This is a genomic window from Actinoplanes regularis (genome assembly GCF_900188005.1).
Lineage (GTDB): Bacteria > Actinomycetota > Actinomycetes > Mycobacteriales > Micromonosporaceae > Actinoplanes > Actinoplanes regularis.
On record NZ_FZNR01000001.1, the window covers coordinates 752,644 to 772,806 of the forward strand.

Here is a 20,163-nt window from a genome sequence, read left to right on the forward strand (position 1 = left end):
GGCGAAAATCGTTAAAATCCCCCCACATGGATTCCGGGGGGTCGCGTGGGTAGTCAACGCAACGCGCTGGTCGCCGTGGTCCGGCAGGAACTCGCCGAGGCCCGCGGCTCCGCTCGGGCCCTGCTGGCCGCGGCGGAGTCCGCCCGGGGCGAGGCCCAGAACCGGCGGCGCCTGGTCCGCGACGCGTACACCACCTGCCTGAACCAGCTCGCCACCGCGCGCGAGGTGGCCCGCGACGACATCCAGCAGCGTTACCGGGGCGACGCCACCCGGCTCGCCGGCCACCTGCGCGGCCTGGCCACCTCCAGCGCCACCGGCGCGGCCGGCGCGCCCTGGCGGTTGTGGTCACCGAGCGAGCCCGACCCGGGCAGCCGGCCCGGGCTGCTGCGGATCGGCGCGATCACGTTCGAGGAGATCGCCGCGCTGCCCGGGCTGATCCCGCTGCTGGACGCCGTGCACCTGCACGTCTCCGGGCCGTCCCCGCAGGTGGACGACCTGATCAGCGGGGTACTGCTGCGAGCGCTGGGCAGCACCCGGGCCGGCGACGTGCACCTGACCGTGTACGACCCGGAGAACCTGGGTGGCACGCTCGCCCCGTTCGCGCCGCTGAACCCGACCTTCGTCGGACCGGGCGGACTCGGCTCCCTCCTCGACGACCTGGCCGAACACATCTGCCGGGTGCACGAGTCGCTCGGCGGGCAGTACCCGTCGCTGGCCGAGATGGCCACCGCCCGGCCCGGACCACGCCTCGAGCCGTGGCGGCTGGTGGTGCTGCTCGCCGACCGGGCCACCTCGGTCGAGATGACCACGACGCAGCGGGCGCAGCTGGACCGGATCGTACGTACCGGGGTGGCCTGTGGGGTGCACCTGGTGGTCCGCGGGCTGAAGCTGGACGACGACCCGACGGTCGAACGGATCGTGGTCCGCGACCAGATCGCCATCTGCGACTCGCTCGGCAACCTGGAGGTCCGTCTCGACCCGCCGCCCCCGCCCGAGCGGATCGCGGCGTTCTGCCGGACCACCGCCGAGCGGACCCAGGACGGACCGGCCCCCGCCCGGCTGGCCGACCTGGAGCCGGCCAAGTACTGGTCCGAGTCCTCGCAGCACGGCCTGACCGCACCGATCGGCGACAGCACCGACGGCACCCTGGTCGAGGTCCCGCTCGGCGACGACCCGCCCCACGCGCTGATCGGCGGCCCGTCCGGCTCCGGCAAGACCAACCTGATCTACACCTGGCTCGGCTCGCTGGCCACCCGGTACGGCCCCGAGGAGCTCGCGCTCTACCTGCTCGACTTCAAGGAGGGCGTCTCCTTCGCCCGCTACACCCCCGGCCCCCGGGACCCCAGCTGGCTCCCGCAGGTCCGGCTGGCCGGCATCAACGTGAACGGCGACCGCGAGTTCGGCCTGGCCATGCTCCGGCACCTGGGTGAGGAGCTGCGCAACCGGGCCCAGGCGGCGAAGCGCCACGACGCCGGCAAGCTGTCCGAACTGCGAGCCGAGGACCCGGCCGGCCACTGGCCGCGGATCGTCGCGGTGATCGACGAGTTCCAGGTGCTGCTGGCCGGGCGGGACGCGGTCGCCGACGAGGCCGTCGACCTGCTCGAGGACCTCGCCCGGCGGGGCCGCTCACAGGGCATCCACCTGGTGCTGGCCAGTCAGGACGTGGCCGGGATCCAGGCACTGTGGGGCCGTCCCGGGCTGATCGCCCAGTTCACGCTCCGGATCGCGCTGCCCAAGGCACGCCGGATCCTGGCCGACGACAACCTGGCGGCCGCGGTCATCCCCCGCTTCCACGCGGTGGTGAACACCGAATCCGGGATGTCCGGGGCGAACCGGATCGTTCGCCTGCCGGACGCCGGTGACCGGACCGCGTGGCGGGCCCTGCAGCGCAGGCTCTGGCGCGACCGGGAGCCCGGCTGGGCGGAGCCACGGCTCTTCGACGGCGACACGGTGCCCCGGCTACCGGCCTTCCTGCGGCCGTCCGGGCGGACGCCCACCGACGATGTCGGGTCGTCGCCCGGCGCCGTGCTCGGCGAGCGCATCGACGTGGCGGCCCAACCGGCCCGGCTCCGGCTCGGGCGGATGCCGGGGCGGAACCTGGCGGTGCTCGGCACCCGTACCGAGGAGGCCTGCGCCGTCCTGGCCGCCGCCGCCCTCAGCCTGGCCGCGCAGGGTCCGGCGCACTTCAGCGTGATCTGCCTCGACCGGGACGCCTCGGCGGCCGCCAAGCGGCTCTTCGCCGAACTGCCGTCGGCGGACTGGTACGACACCCCCGGCGCTGGCTTCACCCCGCAGTCCCTGACGGTCCCGCACTACGTGCTGGGCTACGCCATGGACGCCGCCCGGGACCCGGCCCTCAAGCGGATGCTGACCGAGGGCCCGGAACACCGCACCCACGTGCTCGGCTGGTGGCGGTCGGTTCCCCGGCTCCGCGACGACCTGGGCGGGGCGGGCGCGCGGTTCGACACCATCGGCGCCTGGGTGGCGCTCGATGTCCAGGGCGGCGACCTGACCCCGCTCTATCCGCAACCCGGCGGCCCGGTCTGGTATCCGCGGCCGCGCCGGGCGTTGTTCTTCGACCGCTCGGTGCACCGCACACCCGAAGTCATCATCCCGTACGAGGTGAACCATGACCACACGTGACCGGCAGCCGCCCAGCCGCGACTACCAGTTGATGGTGAGCGCCCTGGCCGACGTGACCCGGCGGCGCGACGCCGAACTGGACGAGGCCGAGCAGGCGTACCAGGACAGCGCCGCCCGCGCCGCCGGCGAATTGGCCCACGCCGAGAACGACGCGCTCTCCGCCGACCGGTGGGCCGGCGCCGCCGCCGCCCAGGTCCTCGACGTGGACCGGGAGGCGGCACGGCTCTGGGCCCAGCTGCGGCGGGCTCGCGGGTTGCGGGTCCGCGCCCTCGGCGAGGTGCCGGACCCGGCGCCGATAGAGACCCTGCCGCGGGTCGCCCTGCAGCGCCGCCCCTCCTCGGCCCTCCCCTCGGACCTGGACGGCGTCGTCACCGGCAACGGCCGGCAGTCCCCCCGGGCGCTGCTCGCCCGGGCCGCCGACCGCATCGAGGACCGCCTGCGCCCCACCAGCCGGCGCCCCCTGCCGCGCTGGTCCCTGCCGCTGCTCCCGATGATCGGCGCGATCGCCTCGTCACTGGCCGGCCTGGTCGCCGCCGGTCTGGTCACTTTCGGTCAGACCGCCGTCTTCGGCGGCCTGCTGATCCGCGGCCTGGGCTGGCTCGCCTTCATCATCGCGCCCTCGGCCGGGGTGCCCGCCGCGGCCTACCTCGCCCACCAGCGTCTCCACGCCCGCCTGGACATCGGCGGCATCGGCCTGACACTGCTGGGCGGCATGATCGCCGCCACGCTCCTCTCCCTCTCCTTCGCCGCACACTGAAGCCGCACACGAGAAAGCCCCGGAGACGCCTGTCTCCGGGGCTTTCTGGTGAGCGGGCTCAGTAGCTGTAGAAGCCCTTGCCGGTCTTACGACCGAGGTCACCGGCGGTGACCATGCGCTGGAGCAGCTCCGGCGGGAAGAACTTCTCGTCCTGGGTGTCGCGGTAGATGTTGCCGGCCGCGTTGAGCATGACGTCGAGGCCGGTCAGGTCGACCGTGGCCAGCGGGCCCATGGCGTGCCCGAAGCCGAGCTTCATGACCGTGTCGAGGTCGGCGGCGGAGACGACGCCGGACTCGACCAGCTTGATGGCCTCGACCAGCAGCGCCGAGAAGAGGCGGTTGGAGACGAAGCCGGCGACGTCGCGCTTGACCTCGACGCAGGTCTTGCCGACCTCCTCGGCGAAGTCGCGGGCGGCGGCGAGGGTCTCGTCGGAGGTCTGGTAACCGCGGACCAGCTCGACCAGCTTCATCATCGGGACCGGGGAGAAGAAGTGGATGCCGACCACCGACTCCGGCCGGGACGTGACCGCGGCGATCTGGGTGATCGGGATGGCCGAGGTGTTGGTGCCGAGCACCGTGCCGGACTTGCAGATCTTGTCGAGCTGCTTGAAGAGGTCGTGCTTGGCCTCCACCTTCTCGAAGATGGCCTCGACCACGACGTCCGCCTCGGCGACCGCTTCCAGGTCGGTGGTCGGCGTGATCCGCTGGAGGGTGGCCTCGACGTCCTCCTCCGCGATCTTGCCCTTGGCCGCGAAGCGGGTCAGCGAGTCACGGATCGCGCCGAGACCCCGCCGGAGCGAGGCGTCGTCGACGTCCCGCATGGTGACCTGCCATCCGGCCTGCGCCGAGACCTGTGCGATCCCGGAACCCATCAAACCGGAACCGATGACCGCGAGACGACCCGCCATGCTCAACTCCTTCGTTAGAGGCGCCGACAGTCTAGCGGGGCTACTGAACGGAAACTTAGGACGACTCCCGGTCGGGGCGAATCGCCGGAAAACCGCGATCCACGGTGCCAGACTGTGCGCATGGCCACGAGCGACGGCTGGTACCTCATCGGCCCGCTGATCGCCGTCGGTCTGGTCGGCTTTCTCGGTGCCGTCTTCTGGCGTATGGGCCTGCAATCCACCGGCCCCCTGGACGGGGAGCCGCTCCGGAGCGGGCGCCCGGACGGCTTGGCGATCTTCGGCGAGCGGGGTGAGCAGGAGGACTACGGCCTGCTGTGGCCCGCCGCGGTCACCGGCGAGCCCGAGGTCGCCGACGAGATCCGGCGGTTGCTCTCCGACGCGGGCATCCGCACCACCCAGGTGACCGGGCGCGACGGCCGGGTCAGTGTGCTGGTCTTCGCCGAGGAGGTGGAGGAGGCACGACGCCTGGTCGGTGACTCCCCCACTCTTTGATCTTCGGCGGGTTCCGAGCCTCCGATCGCCGGCGGCTTCCGCGCCCCTGATCGTCGGCGGCTCCCAGGCTCCTGATCGTCGGCGGCTCCCAGGCTCCTGATCGTCGGCGGATCCCGGGTTCCTGATCGTCGGCGGTTCCGCGTCCCCGATCAGAAGTCGAAGGTGGGCTCCGGGACGTCGGTGCGCTCCACCTCGACGCCGAGGCGGGCCAGGTCGGCGACGAAATCCGGGTAACCCCGGTCGATGTGGTGCACCTCGCCCACCTCGGTCACCCCGTCCGCGCACAGCCCGGCGATGACCAGGCCGGCACCGGCCCGGATGTCGGTGGCCCGGACCGGGGCCCCGGAGAGCCGCTCCCGCCCGTTGACGACCGCGTGGTGCCCGTCGGTGCGGATGTCCGCGCCCAGCCGCACCATCTCGTTCACGAACATGAACCGGCCGTCGAAGATGTTCTCGGTAATCAGCGACGACCCCTCGGCGACCGAGGCCAGGCCGATCGCCATCGGCAGCAGGTCCGTGGCGAAGCCCGGGAACGGCAGCGTCACGATGTCGACGTGCCTGGGGCGCTCGGTCATCCGGACCCGGAACCGGTTGTCACCCGGCTCGACCGTCGCCCCGGCCGCCACCAACTTGTCCAGCGCGATGTCCAGGAACTCGGGCCGGACTCCGTGCACCGTCACGTCGCCACGGGTCATCACCGCGCCGTACGCCCAGGTCCCGCCGACGATCCGGTCGCCGACCGTGGTGTGCCGGACCGGCTTGAGCGGCCCGTCCACGCCCTCGATGATCAGCGTCGACGTTCCGGCCCCGGCGATCCGGGCGCCCATCGCGTTGAGCATCTCGCAGATGTCCACGATCTCGGGTTCCCGGGCGGCGTTGTCGATCTCCGTGACGCCCTTCGCCAGCACCGCGGCCATCAACAGGTTCTCGGTGGCGCCGACGCTCGGGAAGTCCAGCCAGATCTTGGTGCCACGCAGCCCGGCCGGGGCCGAGGCGATCACGAAACCGTGCTCGTTGGAGATCTCCGCACCCATCCGGGCCAGGCCGGACACGTGCATGTCCAGGCCCCGGGAGCCGATCATGTCGCCGCCGGGGAGCGCCACCCGGACGTAACCGCGGCGGGCCAGCAGCGGGCCGAGCACGCAGATCGACGCGCGCAGCCGGCGGACCAGGTCGTAATCCGCCTCGGCACCCGGCTCCAGCGGCACGTCGATGATCGCCTCGGTGCCGTCCAGCACCACGTCGCAACCCAGCCGGCGGAGCACCTCGGCCATGATCGCTATGTCGGTGATCCGGGGCACGTTCGCGACCACGCTACGTCCCTCGGCGAGCAGCGCGACCGCCATGAGCTTGAGTGCCGAATTCTTCGCGCCACCGACCGTGACGTCACCGGTGAGCGGGGCGCCGCCCTTGACCCTGATCACATCCACGCGGGCCATCGTATGGGCCGCGGCCCACCTCCACTCCGTAGGGTGGGGCCCATGGCTGTGCATCTCACCCGCATCTACACCCGTACCGGCGACGCCGGCCAGACCCGTCTGGTCAACAACGACGTGGCGGCGAAGACCGACCCGCGCATCGCGGCCTACGCCGACTCCGACGAGTGCAACGCGGCGCTGGGCGTCGCGCTCGCCCTCGGCGAGCTCCCCGAGGACGTACGGGAGGTGCTGAGCCGGATTCAGAACGATCTGTTCGACCTGGGGGCGGATCTCGGCAATCCGCTCGCCGAGAACCCACCGTTCCCGCCGCTGCGGGTCACCGAGGAGTACGTGACCCGTCTGGAGGGCTGGTGCGACACGTTCAACGAGAACCTGCCCGCGCTGGACAGTTTCATCCTGCCGGGTGGCACCCCGGGAGCGGCCCTGCTGCACGTGGCACGGACCGTGGCGCGGCGCGCGGAGCGTTCGGCGTGGGCCCTGATCGAGGCGGACCCGGAGCGGACCAGCGTGTTGCCGGCCAAGTACCTGAACCGCCTCTCGGACCTGCTCTTCATCCTGTCCCGGGTCGCCAACCCGAACGGCGACGTCAAGTGGGTGCCGGGCGGCAACCGCGCCTGACACCCCGGCCGGGTCGGTGCCGGGGCGGCGGGCGCCGCTGACACCCCGGCACCTCCGGCTCAGACCAGGAGTTCGCCGTCGATCGTCGTGACGGCGTGGCCGGACAGCTGGACCCGGTCACCCCTCAGGACGACACGGACCAGGCCGCCACGCGATGAGGCCTGGTAACCGGTGAGCTCGTCGCGTCCCAGACGTTCGCACCAGTACGGCGTCAGGGCGGTATGCGCGCTGCCGGTCACCGGGTCCTCGTCCACCCCGACCGCCGGACCGAAGAAGCGCGAGACGAAGTCGTAGCCGGCGGCCGGATCGTCCGCGCGGGCCGTGACGATCACTCCGCGACGGGTGAGCCGGGCGACCGCCCCGAGATCGGGGACGAGGCCCCGGACCGTCTTCTCATCGGCCACCTCGAACAGCAGATCGTCGGTGTTCGGGCCGGTCCAGTGGCAGGTCGTCGCCGCTATGCCGAGGGCCGCGACCAGCGCCGGATCGACGTCTTGCGGGCTGAGCGGGGCGGTCGGGAAGTTCAGGGTGATCAGGCCGTCGCCGTCGACCTCGGCGGTCAGGATCCCGCTCCTGGTACGGAACCGGACCGGTGCGCCCGCCTCGACCAGCCCAGCCCGGTGCAGGACGTGGGCCGTGCCCAGGGTGGCGTGGCCGCACAGCGCGACCTCGACCTCCGGGGTGAACCAGCGCAGCGCCCAGTCGGCGTCCGCCGCGTCGATCCGGTGCAGGAAGGCGGTCTCGGAGAGGTTGACCTCGGCGGCGACCCGCTGCATCCAGTCGTCGGCGGGGAACGCGTCCCCGTCGAGGATCAGCACGCCGGCCGGGTTACCGGCGAAGGGGCGGTCGGTGAAGGCGTCGACGATTCGGATCCGCATGGACTCGACACTAGGAGTCCGGGAAACCGGTCGGCACGGCCAATTCCCGATCGGTGGTCAGCCCTCCAGCGGGCGTGGACCGAAGATGGAGCGGCCGGGGACGCTGCCCGGGTCGCGCGGCGGGCCGGCCTCCAGCCAGGAGAGGAAACCGGTGACCGTGGTCTCGGCCATGGCGATCTCGACGTCGGTGCCGCCCATCGCGCAGCGCAGCACCACCCAGTGCACGGGCATGGTCAGCCGCTCCGGGCCGGCCGGCAGCCGGCGCTCGGTGATCGTCAGAACTCGCCGGTCGAGCACCCGCTTGGGGCGGATGGCCAGGCTGAACATCTTGTGGAAGCGGAGCTCGTCACCGACGAACTGACCAAGCCCGGGCGACCATCCGCGGCCCGGCACCATGGTGTTGGTGCGGACCTGAAGGCGGATGGTGCCGCCGCCGAGCCTGAGCAGGCGGCGGCGGAAGAAAATGGCGAACATGAGCGCGAGCAGCGTGACGAAGCAGATTCCGAGGACTTCCAGAACCCGCATCGCCGGTGTCAGTGCTGCTCGGGCGTGGCGGCGGTCGCGCTCTCGGCGAGCACGGTGACGCCGTTCGCGTCGATGGAGAGGAAGCCCCCGGCGACGTCGTAGGTGAGCTGCTCGCCACCAGCGAGCTTCACCCGCACCTGGGACGGCTCCTTGAGCAGGCCCAGCAGCGGCGAGTGGCCGGGCAGCACACCGATCTCACCCTCGGTGGTGCGCGCGACTAGCATCTCGGCCTCACCGGCCCAGACCTTCTCCTCGACGGCGACGACCTCGACGTGAAGTTGGTTGGCCACGCTGTCTCCCTCTGACGCTGCGAACCGAACGGGTGAAAGTCTAATCGGCGCCCACCGCAACCGTTCGGCCGGGGCTAGCTGTTCTTGTTCACGAACTCCGGGTGGGCCAGCAGAAACTCCTGAATCCGGTCCTCCCGGACCGCCGCGAAGAACTCCTCGGAGCCGGGCGCGAGCGTCTCACCCAGGTACCTGCCGCCCTCGTAGGCGCCGTCTCCGGTCAGCTTGACCGAGATCATGCTGTCGGTGTTCAGGTTCCGCAACGCGAGCGCCCAGTCGAGTACGCCGTGGCCGTTGCCGTCGAAGGTGAGGGCGTCACCGGCCGAGTCCAGGATCTTCAGCATCCTGGCCGGGTCGCTCACCACACCCTTGCTCATCGCCTGCTTGGCCATCGCCTTGATGAACTGCTGCTGGTGCCGCTGGCGGTCGTAATCGCTGTTGGGCAGGCCGTACCGCTGGCGGACGTAGTCCAGCGCCTCCCAGGCCGCCAGGTGGTACCTACCGGGCGGGTACATCTTCTGCGGGCCGATGTACGGGTGCGCGCACGAGTTGTCGGCGCACTCCGGCCGGCGGTGCCGCGGCGTGCCGTCGGGCTGCAGGTGCTCGGACCGGACCGGCATGTCGACGGTCATGGTGACCCCACCCATCGCCTCGACGATCTGCTTGAAGCCGCCGAAGTTGATGATCGCACCGGCCTGGAAGTCGTCGATACCGGTCAGCTGGCTGACCGTCCTGGCGAGCAACTGGAAGCCCTGCTTGACGTCGTGCCGGCCACCGCCCACCGAGCTGCCGTACGACATCGCCGCGTTGATCTTCGACTTGCCGCCGCCGAACCCGGTCGGCTCGAACGGCGGGATGTCGACATACAGGTCCCGGGGGATGGAGAACATGTAGACCTGGTTCATCCCCGCCGGGATGTGCGCCACGATGATCGAGTCGGAGAGCGGCGGGCTGTGATCGTCACGCGGATCGATCCCGGCCATCAGGATGTTGAGCGGGCCCTTGATGTCCGCCGGGGCCGTCCTGCTGTCGCCCGGGGCGCCCGAGCCGATGAGGCGGCCGTCGGCGTCGAGCGAATCGGTGTACTTCGAGAGCAGGGCCGAGCCGGTGACCAGAACACCACCGCTGGCCGCCATCAGCACCGCGCCGAAGACCGCGCTCAGCCTGGCCCACAGCGGTGCACGCTTCGCGGACTTGTCCACACGATCCCCAACCTCGCCGCGCATCCCGGGCTTCACCCTGTACACAACGAGAAGCCGTGCCGGTGAGTACCGGCACGGCTTCTTTGTTCGTTGGAGTTTCCGAAGAGCTGGGGTCAGCCCTTCATCAGCTCGTGCGCGTTCTTCTCCAGGTCCTCGAGACCACCGCACATGAAGAAGGCCTGCTCCGGGTAGTTGTCGTACTCACCCTCGGCGATCTTCTTGAACGCCTCGATGGTCTCCTTCAGCGGGACCGTCGAGCCGGGGACGCCGGTGAACTGCTCCGCCGCGTAGGTGTTCTGCGACAGGAACCGCTCGATGCGGCGGGCCCGGGCGACCGTGACCTTGTCCTCCTCGGAGAGCTCGTCCATACCGAGGATGGCGATGATGTCCTGCAGGTCCTTGTACTTCTGGAGGATCCGCTGGACCTCACGGGCGACCGTGTAGTGCTCGGCGCCGACGAACTCCGGGGCCAGGATCCGCGAGCTGGAGGCCAGCGGGTCCACGGCCGGGTAGATGCCCTTGTCGGAGATCGACCGCTCGAGGTTGGTGGTCGCGTCCAGGTGGGCGAAGGTGGTGGCCGGCGCCGGGTCGGTGTAGTCGTCGGCGGGCACGTAGATCGCCTGCAGCGAGGTGATCGCCTTGCCCCGGACCGAGGTGATCCGCTCCTGCAGCTCACCCATCTCGTCCGCCAGGGTGGGCTGGTAACCCACCGCGGACGGCATACGGCCGAGCAGCGTGGAGACCTCGGAACCGGCCTGGGTGAACCGGAAGATGTTGTCGATGAAGAGCAGCACCTCCTGGTTCTGGACGTCCCGGAAGTACTCCGCCATGGTCAGAGCGGTCAGGGCGACCCGCAGACGGGTGCCCGGCGGCTCGTCCATCTGGCCGAAGACCAGGGCGGTCTTGTCCAGAACGCCACCCTCGTCCATCTCCAGGATGAGGTCGTTGCCCTCACGGGTGCGCTCGCCGACGCCGGCGAACACCGAGGTGCCACCGAAGTTCCGGGCGACCCGGATGATCATCTCCTGGATCAGAACGGTCTTGCCGACGCCCGCGCCGCCGAACAGGCCGATCTTGCCACCGCGCACGTACGGCGCGAGCAGGTCGAGCACCTTGATGCCGGTCTCCAGCATCTCGGTCTTCGGCTCGAGGTCCGCGAACGCCGGGGGCTTGCGGTGGATCGACCAGCGCTCCTGGATGTCCAGGGTCGCCGGGTCGGCGTTGAGCACCTCGCCGAGGGCGTTGAACACGTGGCCCTTGGTCACGTCACCGACCGGCACCGAGATCGGCGCGCCGGTGTCGGTGACCTCGGCCCCACGGACCAGGCCGTCGGTCGGCTGCATCGAGATCGCGCGGAGCAGGTTGTCACCCAGGTGCTGGGCGACCTCCATGGTCAGCTTCTTGGTGCCCTCGGAGAGGGTGACCTCAACGTGCAGCGCGTTGAAGATCGCGGGGATGGCGTCACGGGGAAACTCGACGTCGACGACCGGGCCGATGACCCGGACGACACGGCCGACAGCGGTCTCCGCCTTGGTGGGCTCAGCAACAGCAGTCATCACACATCACTTCCCGCCGCGGCCAGCGCGTTGGCGCCGCCGACGATCTCACTGATTTCCTGGGTGATCGCAGCCTGCCGCGCGGAGTTCATCTCGCGCGTGTACCGCTTGAGGAGGTCGTCGGCGTTGTCCGACGCGCTCTTCATCGCCCGCCGCCGGGAGGCCGACTCGCTCGCCGCCGAGTCCAGCAACGCCGCGTAGATCCGCGTGTTGAGGTACTTCGGCAGCAGCGCGTCGAGCAGCTCGTCAGCGTCCGGCTCGAACTCGTACGCCGGGCGCAGCCCCTCGGACTGCCCCTGGTCGTCCTCGTCGACACTCACCGGCGCCAGCGGCTTCGCGTTCGCGTTCTGAGTCATCAGGGACTTGAACTCGGTGCTCACGATGTGGAGCTCGTCCACACCCGCGATGCCCTCGGGACCGAAGGTGCCCTCGGTCTCCGAGCCCGCCGCGAAGCCCTCGATCAGCGCGTCGCCGATCTTCTTGGCGTCGGCGAAGGACGGGCGCTCCGAGAAGCCGGTCCAGCTGGCCGCGATCTCCCGATTACGGAACCGGTAGTAACCGGTGCCCTTGCGGCCCACCACGTAGAGCGCGACCTCCTTGCCCTCCGAGCGGAGCTGAGCGATCAGCTGCTCGGCGGTCCGGATGGCGTTGGCGTTGTAAGCGCCGGCCAGGCCACGGTCACTGGTGATCAGCAGGACCCCCGCCCGCTGGACGCGCTCACGCGCGACCAGCAGCGGGTTGTCGACCGAAGCGTTCGACGCCAGCGCGGCCAGCACCTTGGTGATCGCCACCGAGTACGGCCGGGAGGCGTTGACGCGCTCCTGCGCCTTGGCGATGCGGCTGGTCGCGACCAGCTCCTGCGCCTTGGCGATCTTCTTGGTCGACTTGACGGTTCGGATGCGCCGACGCAGCGCCTGTACCTGACCGGCCATGCTCAGTTACCGCTCTCGGTCGCCGAGACGCTCGACTGGAACGACTTCTTGAACTCGACGACCGCGGTCTCGAGGCTCGCGATGTTGTCGTCGGTCAGGTTGTTCGTCGACTCGATCGAGGTGTAGACGTCGCTCAGGTGCCGCTTGATGTGCTCCAGCAGCTCCTGCTCGAACTTCCGCACGTCGCTGACCGGGATGTCGTCGAGCTGGCCGGTGGTGCCGGCCCAGATCACGATGGTCTGGTCGGTGACCGAGTACGGCGAGTACTGCGGCTGCTTGAGCAGCTCGACCAGGCGGATGCCCTTCTCGAGCTGAGCGCGCGACGCCCGGTCCAGGTCGGAGGCGAAGGCCGAGAAGGCCTCCAGCTCACGGAACTGGGCCAGGTCGAGGCGGAGCCGGCCGGAGACCCGCTTCATGCCCTTGACCTGCGCCGAACCGCCGACCCGGGAGACCGAGGTGCCGACGTTGATCGCCGGGCGGACACCCGAGGCGAACAGGTCGGACTCCAGGAAGATCTGGCCGTCGGTGATCGAGATGACGTTGGTCGGGATGTAGGCCGAGATGTCGTTGGCCTTGGTCTCGATGATCGGCAGACCGGTCATCGAGCCGCCACCCAGCTCGTCGGAGAGCTTGGCGCAGCGCTCCAGCAGGCGGGAGTGCAAGTAGAAGACGTCACCCGGGTACGCCTCGCGGCCCGGCGGGCGGCGCAGCAGCAGCGACACGGCGCGGTAGGCCTCGGCCTGCTTGGTCAGGTCGTCGAAGACGATCAGGACGTGCTTGCCGTTGTACATCCAGTGCTGACCGATCGAGGAACCGGTGTACGGCGCGATGTACTTGAAGCCGGCCGGGTCGGAGGCCGGAGCGGCGACGATCGTCGTGTACTCCAGCGCGCCCTGCGCCTCCAGGGTGCCCCGGATGCTGGCGATGGTGGAGGCCTTCTGGCCGATCGCCACGTAGATGCAGCGAACCTGCTTGGTCGGGTCGCCCGACTCCCAGTTCGCCTTCTGGTTGATGATCGTGTCGATCGCGACCGTGGTCTTGCCGGTCTTGCGGTCGCCGATGATCAGCTGGCGCTGGCCGCGGCCGATCGGCGTCATGGCGTCGATCGCCTTGATGCCGGTCTGCAGCGGCTGCTTCACCGGCTGCCGCGCCATCACGTTCGGGGCCTGGAGCTCGAGCTCGCGGAAGCCTTCGTTCGCGATCTCGCCGTGGCCGTCGATCGGGTTACCCAGGGCGTCGACGACGCGACCCAGGAAGGCGTCGCCCACCGGGACGGAGAGGACCCGGCCGGTCCGCTTGACCTGCTGCCCCTCCTCGATGTTCGCGTAGTCGCCCAGGATCACGGCGCCGATCTCGCGGACGTCCAGGTTCAGCGCCACGCCCAGCGTGCCGTCGGAGAACTCCAGCAGTTCGTTCGCCATCGTCGAGGGCAGGCCCTCGACGTGCGCGATGCCGTCGCCCGCATCGGAGACGATGCCGACCTCCTCGCGGGAGACCTCGGGCGAATAGGACGAGACGTAGCGCTCTAGCGCCCCCCGGATCTCGTCCGAGGAGATGGTCAGCTCGGCCATCCTCTGCCTTCTCTGTCTAGCTCGGGACGTCGCCGCCACCGAGGGGCTTCTCGATAAGGAATCGAGGGGAAAGGACTGTTAAGCGAACGCCTGCTTGGCGGCGTTCAGCCGACGCAGGATCGTGCCGTCGTAGAGATCGGAACCGACCCGGACGCTGACCCCACCGATGATCGCCGGGTTCACGTCCACCTTCAGCGAGACCTCACGGCCGTAGATGGTGGACAGCTTGGCGGCCAGCGCCGTCTCCTCGGCGTCACTGAGCGGCTTGGCGACCGTCACATACGCCACCTCGCGGTCGCGCTGCGCGGCGGTCAGCTCGACCAGCCGGCTCAGCGAGGCCTCGAAGCCGCGGCCACCGAGTCCCTCGAGCGCGACCTGGACGAGGCGGACCGTGATCGCCTCGACCTTGCCCTCGAGCAGGTCACCGACCAGCTTAGCCCGGGGCGCCACCGGGGCGCCGATGTCGCTGAGCGTGGCCGCGAGCTGCGGCGTCCCGGCGACGATCTGCGAGAACCGGAACAGCTCGTCCTCGACCTCCGCCAGCTTGCCGTCCTTCTGCGTCGAGGCGAGCAGGGTGTCGACACCCAGCCGCTCGGTCGCGTCCAGCAGGTCACTGGGCTTGGAGAACCGGCCGGCCACCAGGGTGGTCAGCGCGTCGACGGTCACCGCGGCGGCCTTGCCGGACAGCAACGAGCGGAACAGCTCGGAGCGGTCGGCGCCCGGCCGAGACGGGTCGGTCAGCGCCCGGCGCAGCCGGGGCTGGCCTCGCAGCAGGCCGGCCACCGACAGGATCTCGTCGGCGACCGTTGCCAGCTGCGCGCCCGTGGACTTGGCGGTGTCGGCGTGGAGCCGCTCCGCCGCGTCCGCGTAGGCCTGGTTGGACACGCCTGACGCCATCAGCGCCCGCCCGCCGTGCCGGCGGTGTCGAGGTCCGCGATGAAACGCTCGACGGTGCCGCGAGTGCGGGCCTCATCGGCCAGCGCCTCGCCGACGATCTTGCCGGCCAGGTCGACGGCCAGCGTCCCGACCTCGGAGCGGAGCTCCCGGACGATCGACTCGCGCTGCGCCGCGAGCTGCTCGTTGCCGGCCGCGATGATGCGGTCCGACTCCTCGCGAGCCTTGGCGAGCACATCCTGCCGGATGCCCTCGGCGTCGGCACGGGCCTCGTCGCGGATGCGAGCGGCCTCGGTCCGGGCCTCGGCGAGCTGCGCGCGGTACTGCTCGAGCAGCTCGTTCGCCTCGGCCTGGGCGGCCTCGGCACGCTTGATGCCACCCTCGATGGCGTCCACGCGAGCCTGGAACGTCTTCTCCATCTGCGGGAAGACGAACTTGATCAGGACGAAGCAGAGGACCGCGAAGGCAACCGAGCCGACCACGAGCTCCTGCCAGATCGGCTGGATCGGGTTGTGCTCGGTCTCCTTGGTGGCCGCCTCGGCCAGAACCACAAACGTGTTGATCACGGAACCTCCTGTCGAGGTCAGCTAGGCCTGGGTCAGCCGACCGGGGTGCCGGCCCAGATGAAGCCGAACGCGATGCCCAGCAGGGCGAGCGCCTCGACAACGGCGAAGCCGATCCAGACGTACGGCAGGGTCAGGCGGGACGACTCCGGCTGACGGGCGGTGGACTGGATGTAGGCAGAGAAGACCAGACCGACACCGATACCCGGGCCGATGGCAGCGAGGCCGTAACCGATGGCGGCGGTGCTACCAACAACTTCGGCGAGAAGCATTCTCAGTTCCTCCTGGTATCTCGCGTGACTGTCACGCGGGACGACAAACGGGGTGGTACTTCGTGCGGGGTGAAACTCAGTGCTCGTCGGCGAGCGCGCCCTGGACGTAGCTCGCGGTCAGCACCGTGAAGACGTAGGCCTGGAGGCAGATCACCAGGAACTCGAGGAAGGTCAGCGCGATGGTCAGGACCCAGGAGAGGACCGAGACCGGCGCGAGCGCCACGTTGGCGCTGATCATCGCGAAGCCGCCGAGCGTGAACACCAGCAGCAGCATGTGGCCGGCGAACATGTTGGCGAACAGACGGACGGCCAGTGAGAACGGGCGGACCAGGAAGTTCGAGAAGAACTCGATCGGGATCAGCAGCGGCAGGATGAACCACGGCGCCGGCGGGATCAGCGCGTGCTTGAAGTACTTCACGAAGCCGTGGTGCCGGACACCGACATAGATGAACATCACATAGCTGATGACCGCGAGAATCGCTGGGAAAGCGATGTGCGAGTTCGGCGAGATCTGGACGAACGGCACGATCCCGAAGAAGTTGTTCACCAGGATGAACATGAAGAGCGTTGTCAGGTACGGCGCGAAGGCCACCCCGCGCGGGCCGATCATGTCGACCGCGATGTTGTTCCGGACGAAGCCGTAGATGCTCTCCGCCAGCCACTGCTTCTTGGTCGGAACGAGCTGCGGCTTCCGGTACGACGCGAGGAAGTAGACGATGATCGCCGCTACCGCCACCCAGACCAGCACCGTGATCTTGGTGAACCAGTAATTGTTCTCCGCGCCCCACGGCAGGATGCTGGGCAGGTAGAAGTCCTCGACACTGGGCGGGAACTCCGCCGCGAGGACCGCCGACTGAGCGATCACCATGGCCCTTTCCTGTCAGGCGCCGAGCCGGCGCACGATGAGGTACACACCTAGGCCGATGCCGAGGACGGCGCCGATGCCGGCGAACACACCCTTGGTCCCGACGTAGTGGTCGACCAGCCAACCGATCCCGCCCCACACCAACATGCCCGCAATGAGGTAGGTGACCGCCGTCATTCCCGCACCGGAATCGGGCGGGGTCGGGCCATTGTCACCGTGCTTGCCGAGGGGGGGTTCTTGGCCAGTCATGACGGCCCGAACGATATCAGCAGGCAATACGAGGATGAGCGGGACCCCCCGCACAACCGCAGTTGTCCAGGCGTCAGGAGTCTCGCAACTGGAAGGACACGGTACTCCTGTCCCGCCAAAACGGAACAAGGCGCGGGTGGACACATCACCGGATCGGGGTAGTTGAACAGTCAAACCCCCGCTGAGCAGGGAGAAAGCTCGTGCTGTAGATCACTTTCCGAGAGTCTTACGGGTTACCCACCAAGCCTGGACCGCGGTCCAGACCAGCACTCCGGCGACAACCCCGAGGCCCAGCGCCTTCTTACCCGACCAATCGGACGAGACGCCTACAGCCAGAATAATCCCCAGCAAAGAATATTTGACGACATACGTCAACATCCCCAACGGCATGACCAGAGCCGGGCGCACGGTGTCCGCCCACGCGACCACCAGGGTGGTCAGGGTGTGGCTGACGGTCACGATCAGCACGCCGCCGGCCGCGGCCAGCGCGGCGGTCGGCCCGCTGACCAGGAACCCCACCGACGCGGCACAGGTGACCAGCGCGAACGAGACCGCGGTCAGGAAGCCGAGGTGCTCCACCTTCCAGCGCGGATCCTTCGGCAGCGGAGGCAGGTCCGGCAACGGAAGGTCGTCGTCTTTCTCCGGTGCGGGGGCAACGCCGCTCACGCCAGAACCTCCTGCTGTTTGTAGAAGGGGAAGCGCCGCACCAGGCCGGTCACCTCCTCGCCGACAGCGGCCAGCCCGGACACCCCGGCGGCCGTCTCCGGATCGCAACGCACCGCCACCCCGATGAGCTCCGCGATCCGGCGCATCTCGGCCTCCCGCATCCCCTGCGAGGTGACACTCGGCGCACCGACCCGGATCCCGGACGCCACAGCGGCTCGCTCCGGGTCGTACGGAATGGTGTTCTTGTTGAGCGCGATCCCCGCGGTGGCGCAGCGCGCCTCCGCGTCCCGGCCGCTGACGCCCAGCTCGCGCAGATCGAGCACGGCGAGATGGGTGTCGGTGCCACCGGTGACCGGGCGCATCCCCTCGGCGGCCAGCCCGGAGGCGAGCGCCTGCGCGTTACGCACGGTCTGGGAAGCGTACCCCCGGAACGCCGGGGTGGCCGCCTCGCGGAGGGCCACCGCCTTGGCCGCCACCGCGTGCATCATCGGACCGCCCTGGGCGAACGGGAAGACCGCCTTGTCCACCCGCTGGGCCAGCTCGGCACGGCACAGGATCATGCCGCCGCGCGGGCCACGCAGCGCCTTGTGGGTGGTGCAGGTGACCACGTCGGCGTACGGCACCGGCGACGGGATGGCCCGCCCGGCCACCAGGCCGATGAAGTGTGCCGCGTCGACCAGCAGATAGGCGCCCACCTCGTCAGCGATCTCCCGGAACCGGGCGAAGTCGATCAGCCTGGGGTACGAGGTCGCGCCACAGATGATCATCTTGGGCTGGTGCGCCAGGGCCAGGTCGCGCACCTCGTCGTAGTCGATCAGGTCGGTCTCCGGGGCCACCCGGTACGCGATCGGATGGAACCACTTGCCGGAGAAGTTCGCCTTGCTCCCGTGGGTCAGGTGCCCGCCGTAGGGCAGCCCCATGGCCAGCACCGGATCGCCCGGCTCGGCCAGCGCCGCGTACGCGGCCAGGTTCGCCGACGCCCCGGAGTGCGGCTGCACGTTCGCGTGCTCGGCGCCGAACAGCTCCCGGGCCCGTTCGACGGCCAGCTCCTCGGCACGGTCCACCAGCCGGCACCCGCCGTAGTAACGCTGCCCCGGATAGCCCTCGGCGTACTTGTTGGCCAGCGTGGAGCCGAGCGCGGCCAGCACCGCCGGCGAGGTGAAGCTCTCGCTGGCGATCAGCTGCAGCGTGTCACGCTGGCGCGCCATCTCGTCGAGAAGAACATCGGCGATCTCCGGGTCGTCGCGCTCCAGCGCGGCGAAGTCCGGACCCCAGAAGGTGCTCACCTGGTCTCCCCGAGCTCGGTGAACGCGGCCTGGAACGAGCATATGGCTGAAACACCGTGATTCGGGGCACAGTCTGAAGTTATGCACTGTCTTGTCACGGGAGCGACCGGGTACATCGGCGGTCGGCTGGCGCCCCGGCTGGTGGAGGCCGGCCATCGGGTCCGCTGTCTGTCCCGCGACGCCGGCCGGCTGCGCGACGTTCCCTGGGCCGGGCAGGTGGAGGTCGTCGAGGCCGACCTCTCCGACCCGGCCGGCCTGCCCCCGGCCTTCGAGGGCGTCGAGGTCGCCTACTTCCTGATGCACTCGCTCGGGCAGAAGGACTTCGAGCACCGCGACCGCGAGGCGGCGGCGAACTTCGCCACCGCGGCCCGAGCCGCCGGGGTACGCCGGATCATCTACCTGGGCGGCCCTGAGCCCCCGCCCGGCGACCGCCCCTCACCACACCTGCGCTCGCGCGCCGAGGTGGCCCGGATCCTGCTGGCGAGCGGCGTGCCGACCGCGGTGCTGCGCGCCCCGGTGATCATCGGCTCCGGCTCGGCCTCCTTCGAGATGCTGCGCTACCTGACCGAGCGGCTGCCGGCCATGGTCACCCCGCGCTGGGTGTGCAACCGGATCCAGCCGATCGCGGTCCGGGATGTGCTGCGCTACCTGATCGACGCCGCCGGCCTGCCCCCGGAGGTGCACCGCGGCTTCGACATCGGCGGCGCCGACGTGCTGACCTACGCCGAGATGATGCGGCGGTACGCCGTGGTCGCCGGCCTCCCCCGGCGTTTCATCCTGCCCACCCGGGTGCTCAGCCCGTGGCTGTCCGCGCACTGGGTCGGCCTGGTCACGCCGGTGCCGAACACCATCGCCCGGCCACTGGTCGCCAGCCTGGTGCACGAGGCGGTGGCCCGCGAGAACGACCTGGCCGGCCTGCTTCCTGGGCCCCCTCCCTTGGGCTTCGACGAGGCCGTCCGGCTGGCCCTGGGCCGGATCCGCACGGCGGAGGTGGAGACCCGCTGGAGCAGCGCCTGCGGGCGGGACGCCGCCGCCGAGCCGCTGCCCAGCGACCCGGACTGGTCCGGCGGCAGCGTCTACACCGACGAGCGCTCCCGCCCGGTGTCCGCACCGGCCGACCGGCTGTGGCGGGTGATCGAGGGGGTCGGTGGCGAGAACGGCTGGTACTCGTTCCCGCTCGCCTGGTCGGTGCGCGGCTGGCTGGACCGGCTGGCCGGCGGGGTGGGGCTGCGCCGGGGCCGTCGCGACCGGCACCACCTGCGGGTCGGCGAGGCGCTCGACTGGTGGCGGGTCGAGGAGATCGTGCCCGGCGAGCTGTTGCGGCTGCGGGCCGAGATGCGGGTGCCCGGGCGCGCCTGGCTGGAGATGCGCGCCGAACCGGCCGGCCCCGACGGCTCGGTCTACCGCCAGCGGGCGGTCTTCCTGCCCCGCGGCCTGGCCGGGCACCTGTACTGGGCAACGGTCTGGCCGTTCCACGGCATCGTCTTCAGCGGCATGGCCCGCAACATCGCCCGCGGCGCCGCCAGATGACCAAAGTTCATCAGCGGACCACAAAGGTTTC

Annotated in this window: 21 protein-coding genes; 5 read left to right on the forward strand and 16 right to left on the reverse strand. The window is 70.1% G+C overall.

From position 1 onward, the window contains the following. Positions 1 to 45: 45 nt before the first annotated feature. Positions 46 to 2,643, forward strand: coding sequence for an FtsK/SpoIIIE domain-containing protein (locus CHC09_RS03155; protein WP_089291390.1), 2,598 nt, complete (start codon positions 46 to 48; stop codon positions 2,641 to 2,643). After that, positions 2,630 to 3,400 (forward strand): hypothetical protein, encoded by a 771-nt coding sequence (locus CHC09_RS03160; RefSeq protein WP_089291391.1) that lies wholly within the window; start codon positions 2,630 to 2,632, stop codon positions 3,398 to 3,400. Before CHC09_RS03155 ends, CHC09_RS03160 begins: the two co-directional genes overlap by 14 nt. A 58-nt stretch (positions 3,401 to 3,458) precedes the next feature. On the opposite strand, the gene CHC09_RS03165 is transcribed toward CHC09_RS03160, so the two are convergent. Continuing rightward, complete coding sequence (locus CHC09_RS03165; RefSeq protein WP_089291392.1) at positions 3,459 to 4,307, reverse strand: 3-hydroxyacyl-CoA dehydrogenase family protein; 849 nt, start codon at positions 4,305 to 4,307, stop codon at positions 3,459 to 3,461. 120 nt (positions 4,308 to 4,427) lie between these two features. On the opposite strand from CHC09_RS03165, the gene CHC09_RS03170 reads away from it, so the two are divergent. Continuing rightward, positions 4,428 to 4,799, forward strand: a complete 372-nt coding sequence (locus CHC09_RS03170; RefSeq protein WP_089291393.1) for a hypothetical protein — start codon at positions 4,428 to 4,430, stop codon at positions 4,797 to 4,799. A gap of 149 nt (positions 4,800 to 4,948) precedes the next feature. On the opposite strand, the gene murA is transcribed toward CHC09_RS03170, so the two are convergent. Next, complete coding sequence (murA, locus tag CHC09_RS03175) at positions 4,949 to 6,238, reverse strand: UDP-N-acetylglucosamine 1-carboxyvinyltransferase (RefSeq protein ID WP_089291394.1); 1,290 nt, start codon at positions 6,236 to 6,238, stop codon at positions 4,949 to 4,951. Between the two features lie 42 nt (positions 6,239 to 6,280). Here murA and CHC09_RS03180 point away from each other — a divergent pair, with 42 nt between their 5' ends. After that, positions 6,281 to 6,856, forward strand: a complete 576-nt coding sequence (locus CHC09_RS03180; RefSeq protein WP_089291395.1) for a cob(I)yrinic acid a,c-diamide adenosyltransferase — start codon at positions 6,281 to 6,283, stop codon at positions 6,854 to 6,856. 59 nt (positions 6,857 to 6,915) lie between these two features. Here the strand turns inward: CHC09_RS03180 and CHC09_RS03185 are convergent, their stop codons facing one another. The 14 genes from CHC09_RS03185 to CHC09_RS03245 all read right to left on the reverse strand — a co-directional run bounded on the left by CHC09_RS03185 (position 6,916) and on the right by CHC09_RS03245 (position 18,602). After that, entirely contained in the window at positions 6,916 to 7,734 is an 819-nt protein-coding gene (locus CHC09_RS03185; protein ID WP_089291396.1) for a PhzF family phenazine biosynthesis protein, read from the reverse strand. A 57-nt stretch (positions 7,735 to 7,791) separates the two neighbouring features. Continuing rightward, positions 7,792 to 8,259 (reverse strand): DUF2550 domain-containing protein, encoded by a 468-nt coding sequence (locus CHC09_RS03190; RefSeq protein WP_089291397.1) that lies wholly within the window; start codon positions 8,257 to 8,259, stop codon positions 7,792 to 7,794. An 8-nt stretch (positions 8,260 to 8,267) separates the two neighbouring features. Further along, positions 8,268 to 8,549, reverse strand: coding sequence for a F0F1 ATP synthase subunit epsilon (locus tag CHC09_RS03195; protein WP_089291398.1), 282 nt, complete (start codon positions 8,547 to 8,549; stop codon positions 8,268 to 8,270). A gap of 74 nt (positions 8,550 to 8,623) precedes the next feature. Next, on the reverse strand, positions 8,624 to 9,772 hold the full coding sequence (locus tag CHC09_RS03200) for an LCP family protein (RefSeq protein WP_239138039.1): 1,149 nt from the start codon (positions 9,770 to 9,772) through the stop codon (positions 8,624 to 8,626). Between the two features lie 89 nt (positions 9,773 to 9,861). Beyond that, a complete protein-coding gene (atpD, locus tag CHC09_RS03205) occupies positions 9,862 to 11,304 on the reverse strand; it encodes a F0F1 ATP synthase subunit beta (RefSeq protein ID WP_089291399.1) in 1,443 nt (480 codons plus the stop codon). Then, complete coding sequence (locus CHC09_RS03210) at positions 11,304 to 12,236, reverse strand: F0F1 ATP synthase subunit gamma (protein WP_089291400.1); 933 nt, start codon at positions 12,234 to 12,236, stop codon at positions 11,304 to 11,306. Before CHC09_RS03210 ends, atpD begins: the two co-directional genes overlap by 1 nt. Before the next feature lie 2 nt (positions 12,237 to 12,238). Continuing rightward, entirely contained in the window at positions 12,239 to 13,807 is a 1,569-nt protein-coding gene (gene atpA / locus CHC09_RS03215) for a F0F1 ATP synthase subunit alpha (protein ID WP_089291401.1), read from the reverse strand. Positions 13,808 to 13,885: 78 nt separating this feature from the next. Then, entirely contained in the window at positions 13,886 to 14,704 is an 819-nt protein-coding gene (locus CHC09_RS03220) for a F0F1 ATP synthase subunit delta (RefSeq protein ID WP_089291402.1), read from the reverse strand. Further along, complete coding sequence (locus CHC09_RS03225; protein WP_089291828.1) at positions 14,704 to 15,252, reverse strand: F0F1 ATP synthase subunit B; 549 nt, start codon at positions 15,250 to 15,252, stop codon at positions 14,704 to 14,706. Before CHC09_RS03225 ends, CHC09_RS03220 begins: the two co-directional genes overlap by 1 nt. Before the next feature lie 47 nt (positions 15,253 to 15,299). Beyond that, a complete protein-coding gene (locus CHC09_RS03230) occupies positions 15,300 to 15,536 on the reverse strand; it encodes an ATP synthase F0 subunit C (RefSeq protein WP_089291403.1) in 237 nt (78 codons plus the stop codon). 76 nt (positions 15,537 to 15,612) lie between these two features. Then, complete coding sequence (gene atpB, locus CHC09_RS03235; protein ID WP_373871879.1) at positions 15,613 to 16,404, reverse strand: F0F1 ATP synthase subunit A; 792 nt, start codon at positions 16,402 to 16,404, stop codon at positions 15,613 to 15,615. 12 nt (positions 16,405 to 16,416) lie between these two features. Further along, a complete protein-coding gene (locus CHC09_RS44915) occupies positions 16,417 to 16,650 on the reverse strand; it encodes an AtpZ/AtpI family protein (RefSeq protein WP_143232197.1) in 234 nt (77 codons plus the stop codon). Between the two features lie 210 nt (positions 16,651 to 16,860). Next, positions 16,861 to 17,316: a hypothetical protein gene (locus CHC09_RS03240; protein ID WP_089291404.1), complete on the reverse strand. Its 456-nt coding sequence runs from the start codon at positions 17,314 to 17,316 to the stop codon at positions 16,861 to 16,863. Next, a complete protein-coding gene (locus tag CHC09_RS03245; RefSeq protein ID WP_275407850.1) occupies positions 17,313 to 18,602 on the reverse strand; it encodes a serine hydroxymethyltransferase in 1,290 nt (429 codons plus the stop codon). The genes CHC09_RS03240 and CHC09_RS03245 overlap by 4 nt, the downstream gene beginning before the upstream one ends. Positions 18,603 to 18,683: 81 nt before the next feature. On the opposite strand from CHC09_RS03245, the gene CHC09_RS03250 reads away from it, so the two are divergent. Continuing rightward, on the forward strand, positions 18,684 to 20,132 hold the full coding sequence (locus tag CHC09_RS03250; RefSeq protein WP_089291406.1) for an SDR family oxidoreductase: 1,449 nt from the start codon (positions 18,684 to 18,686) through the stop codon (positions 20,130 to 20,132). The last annotated feature ends 31 nt before the right edge of the window (positions 20,133 to 20,163 follow it).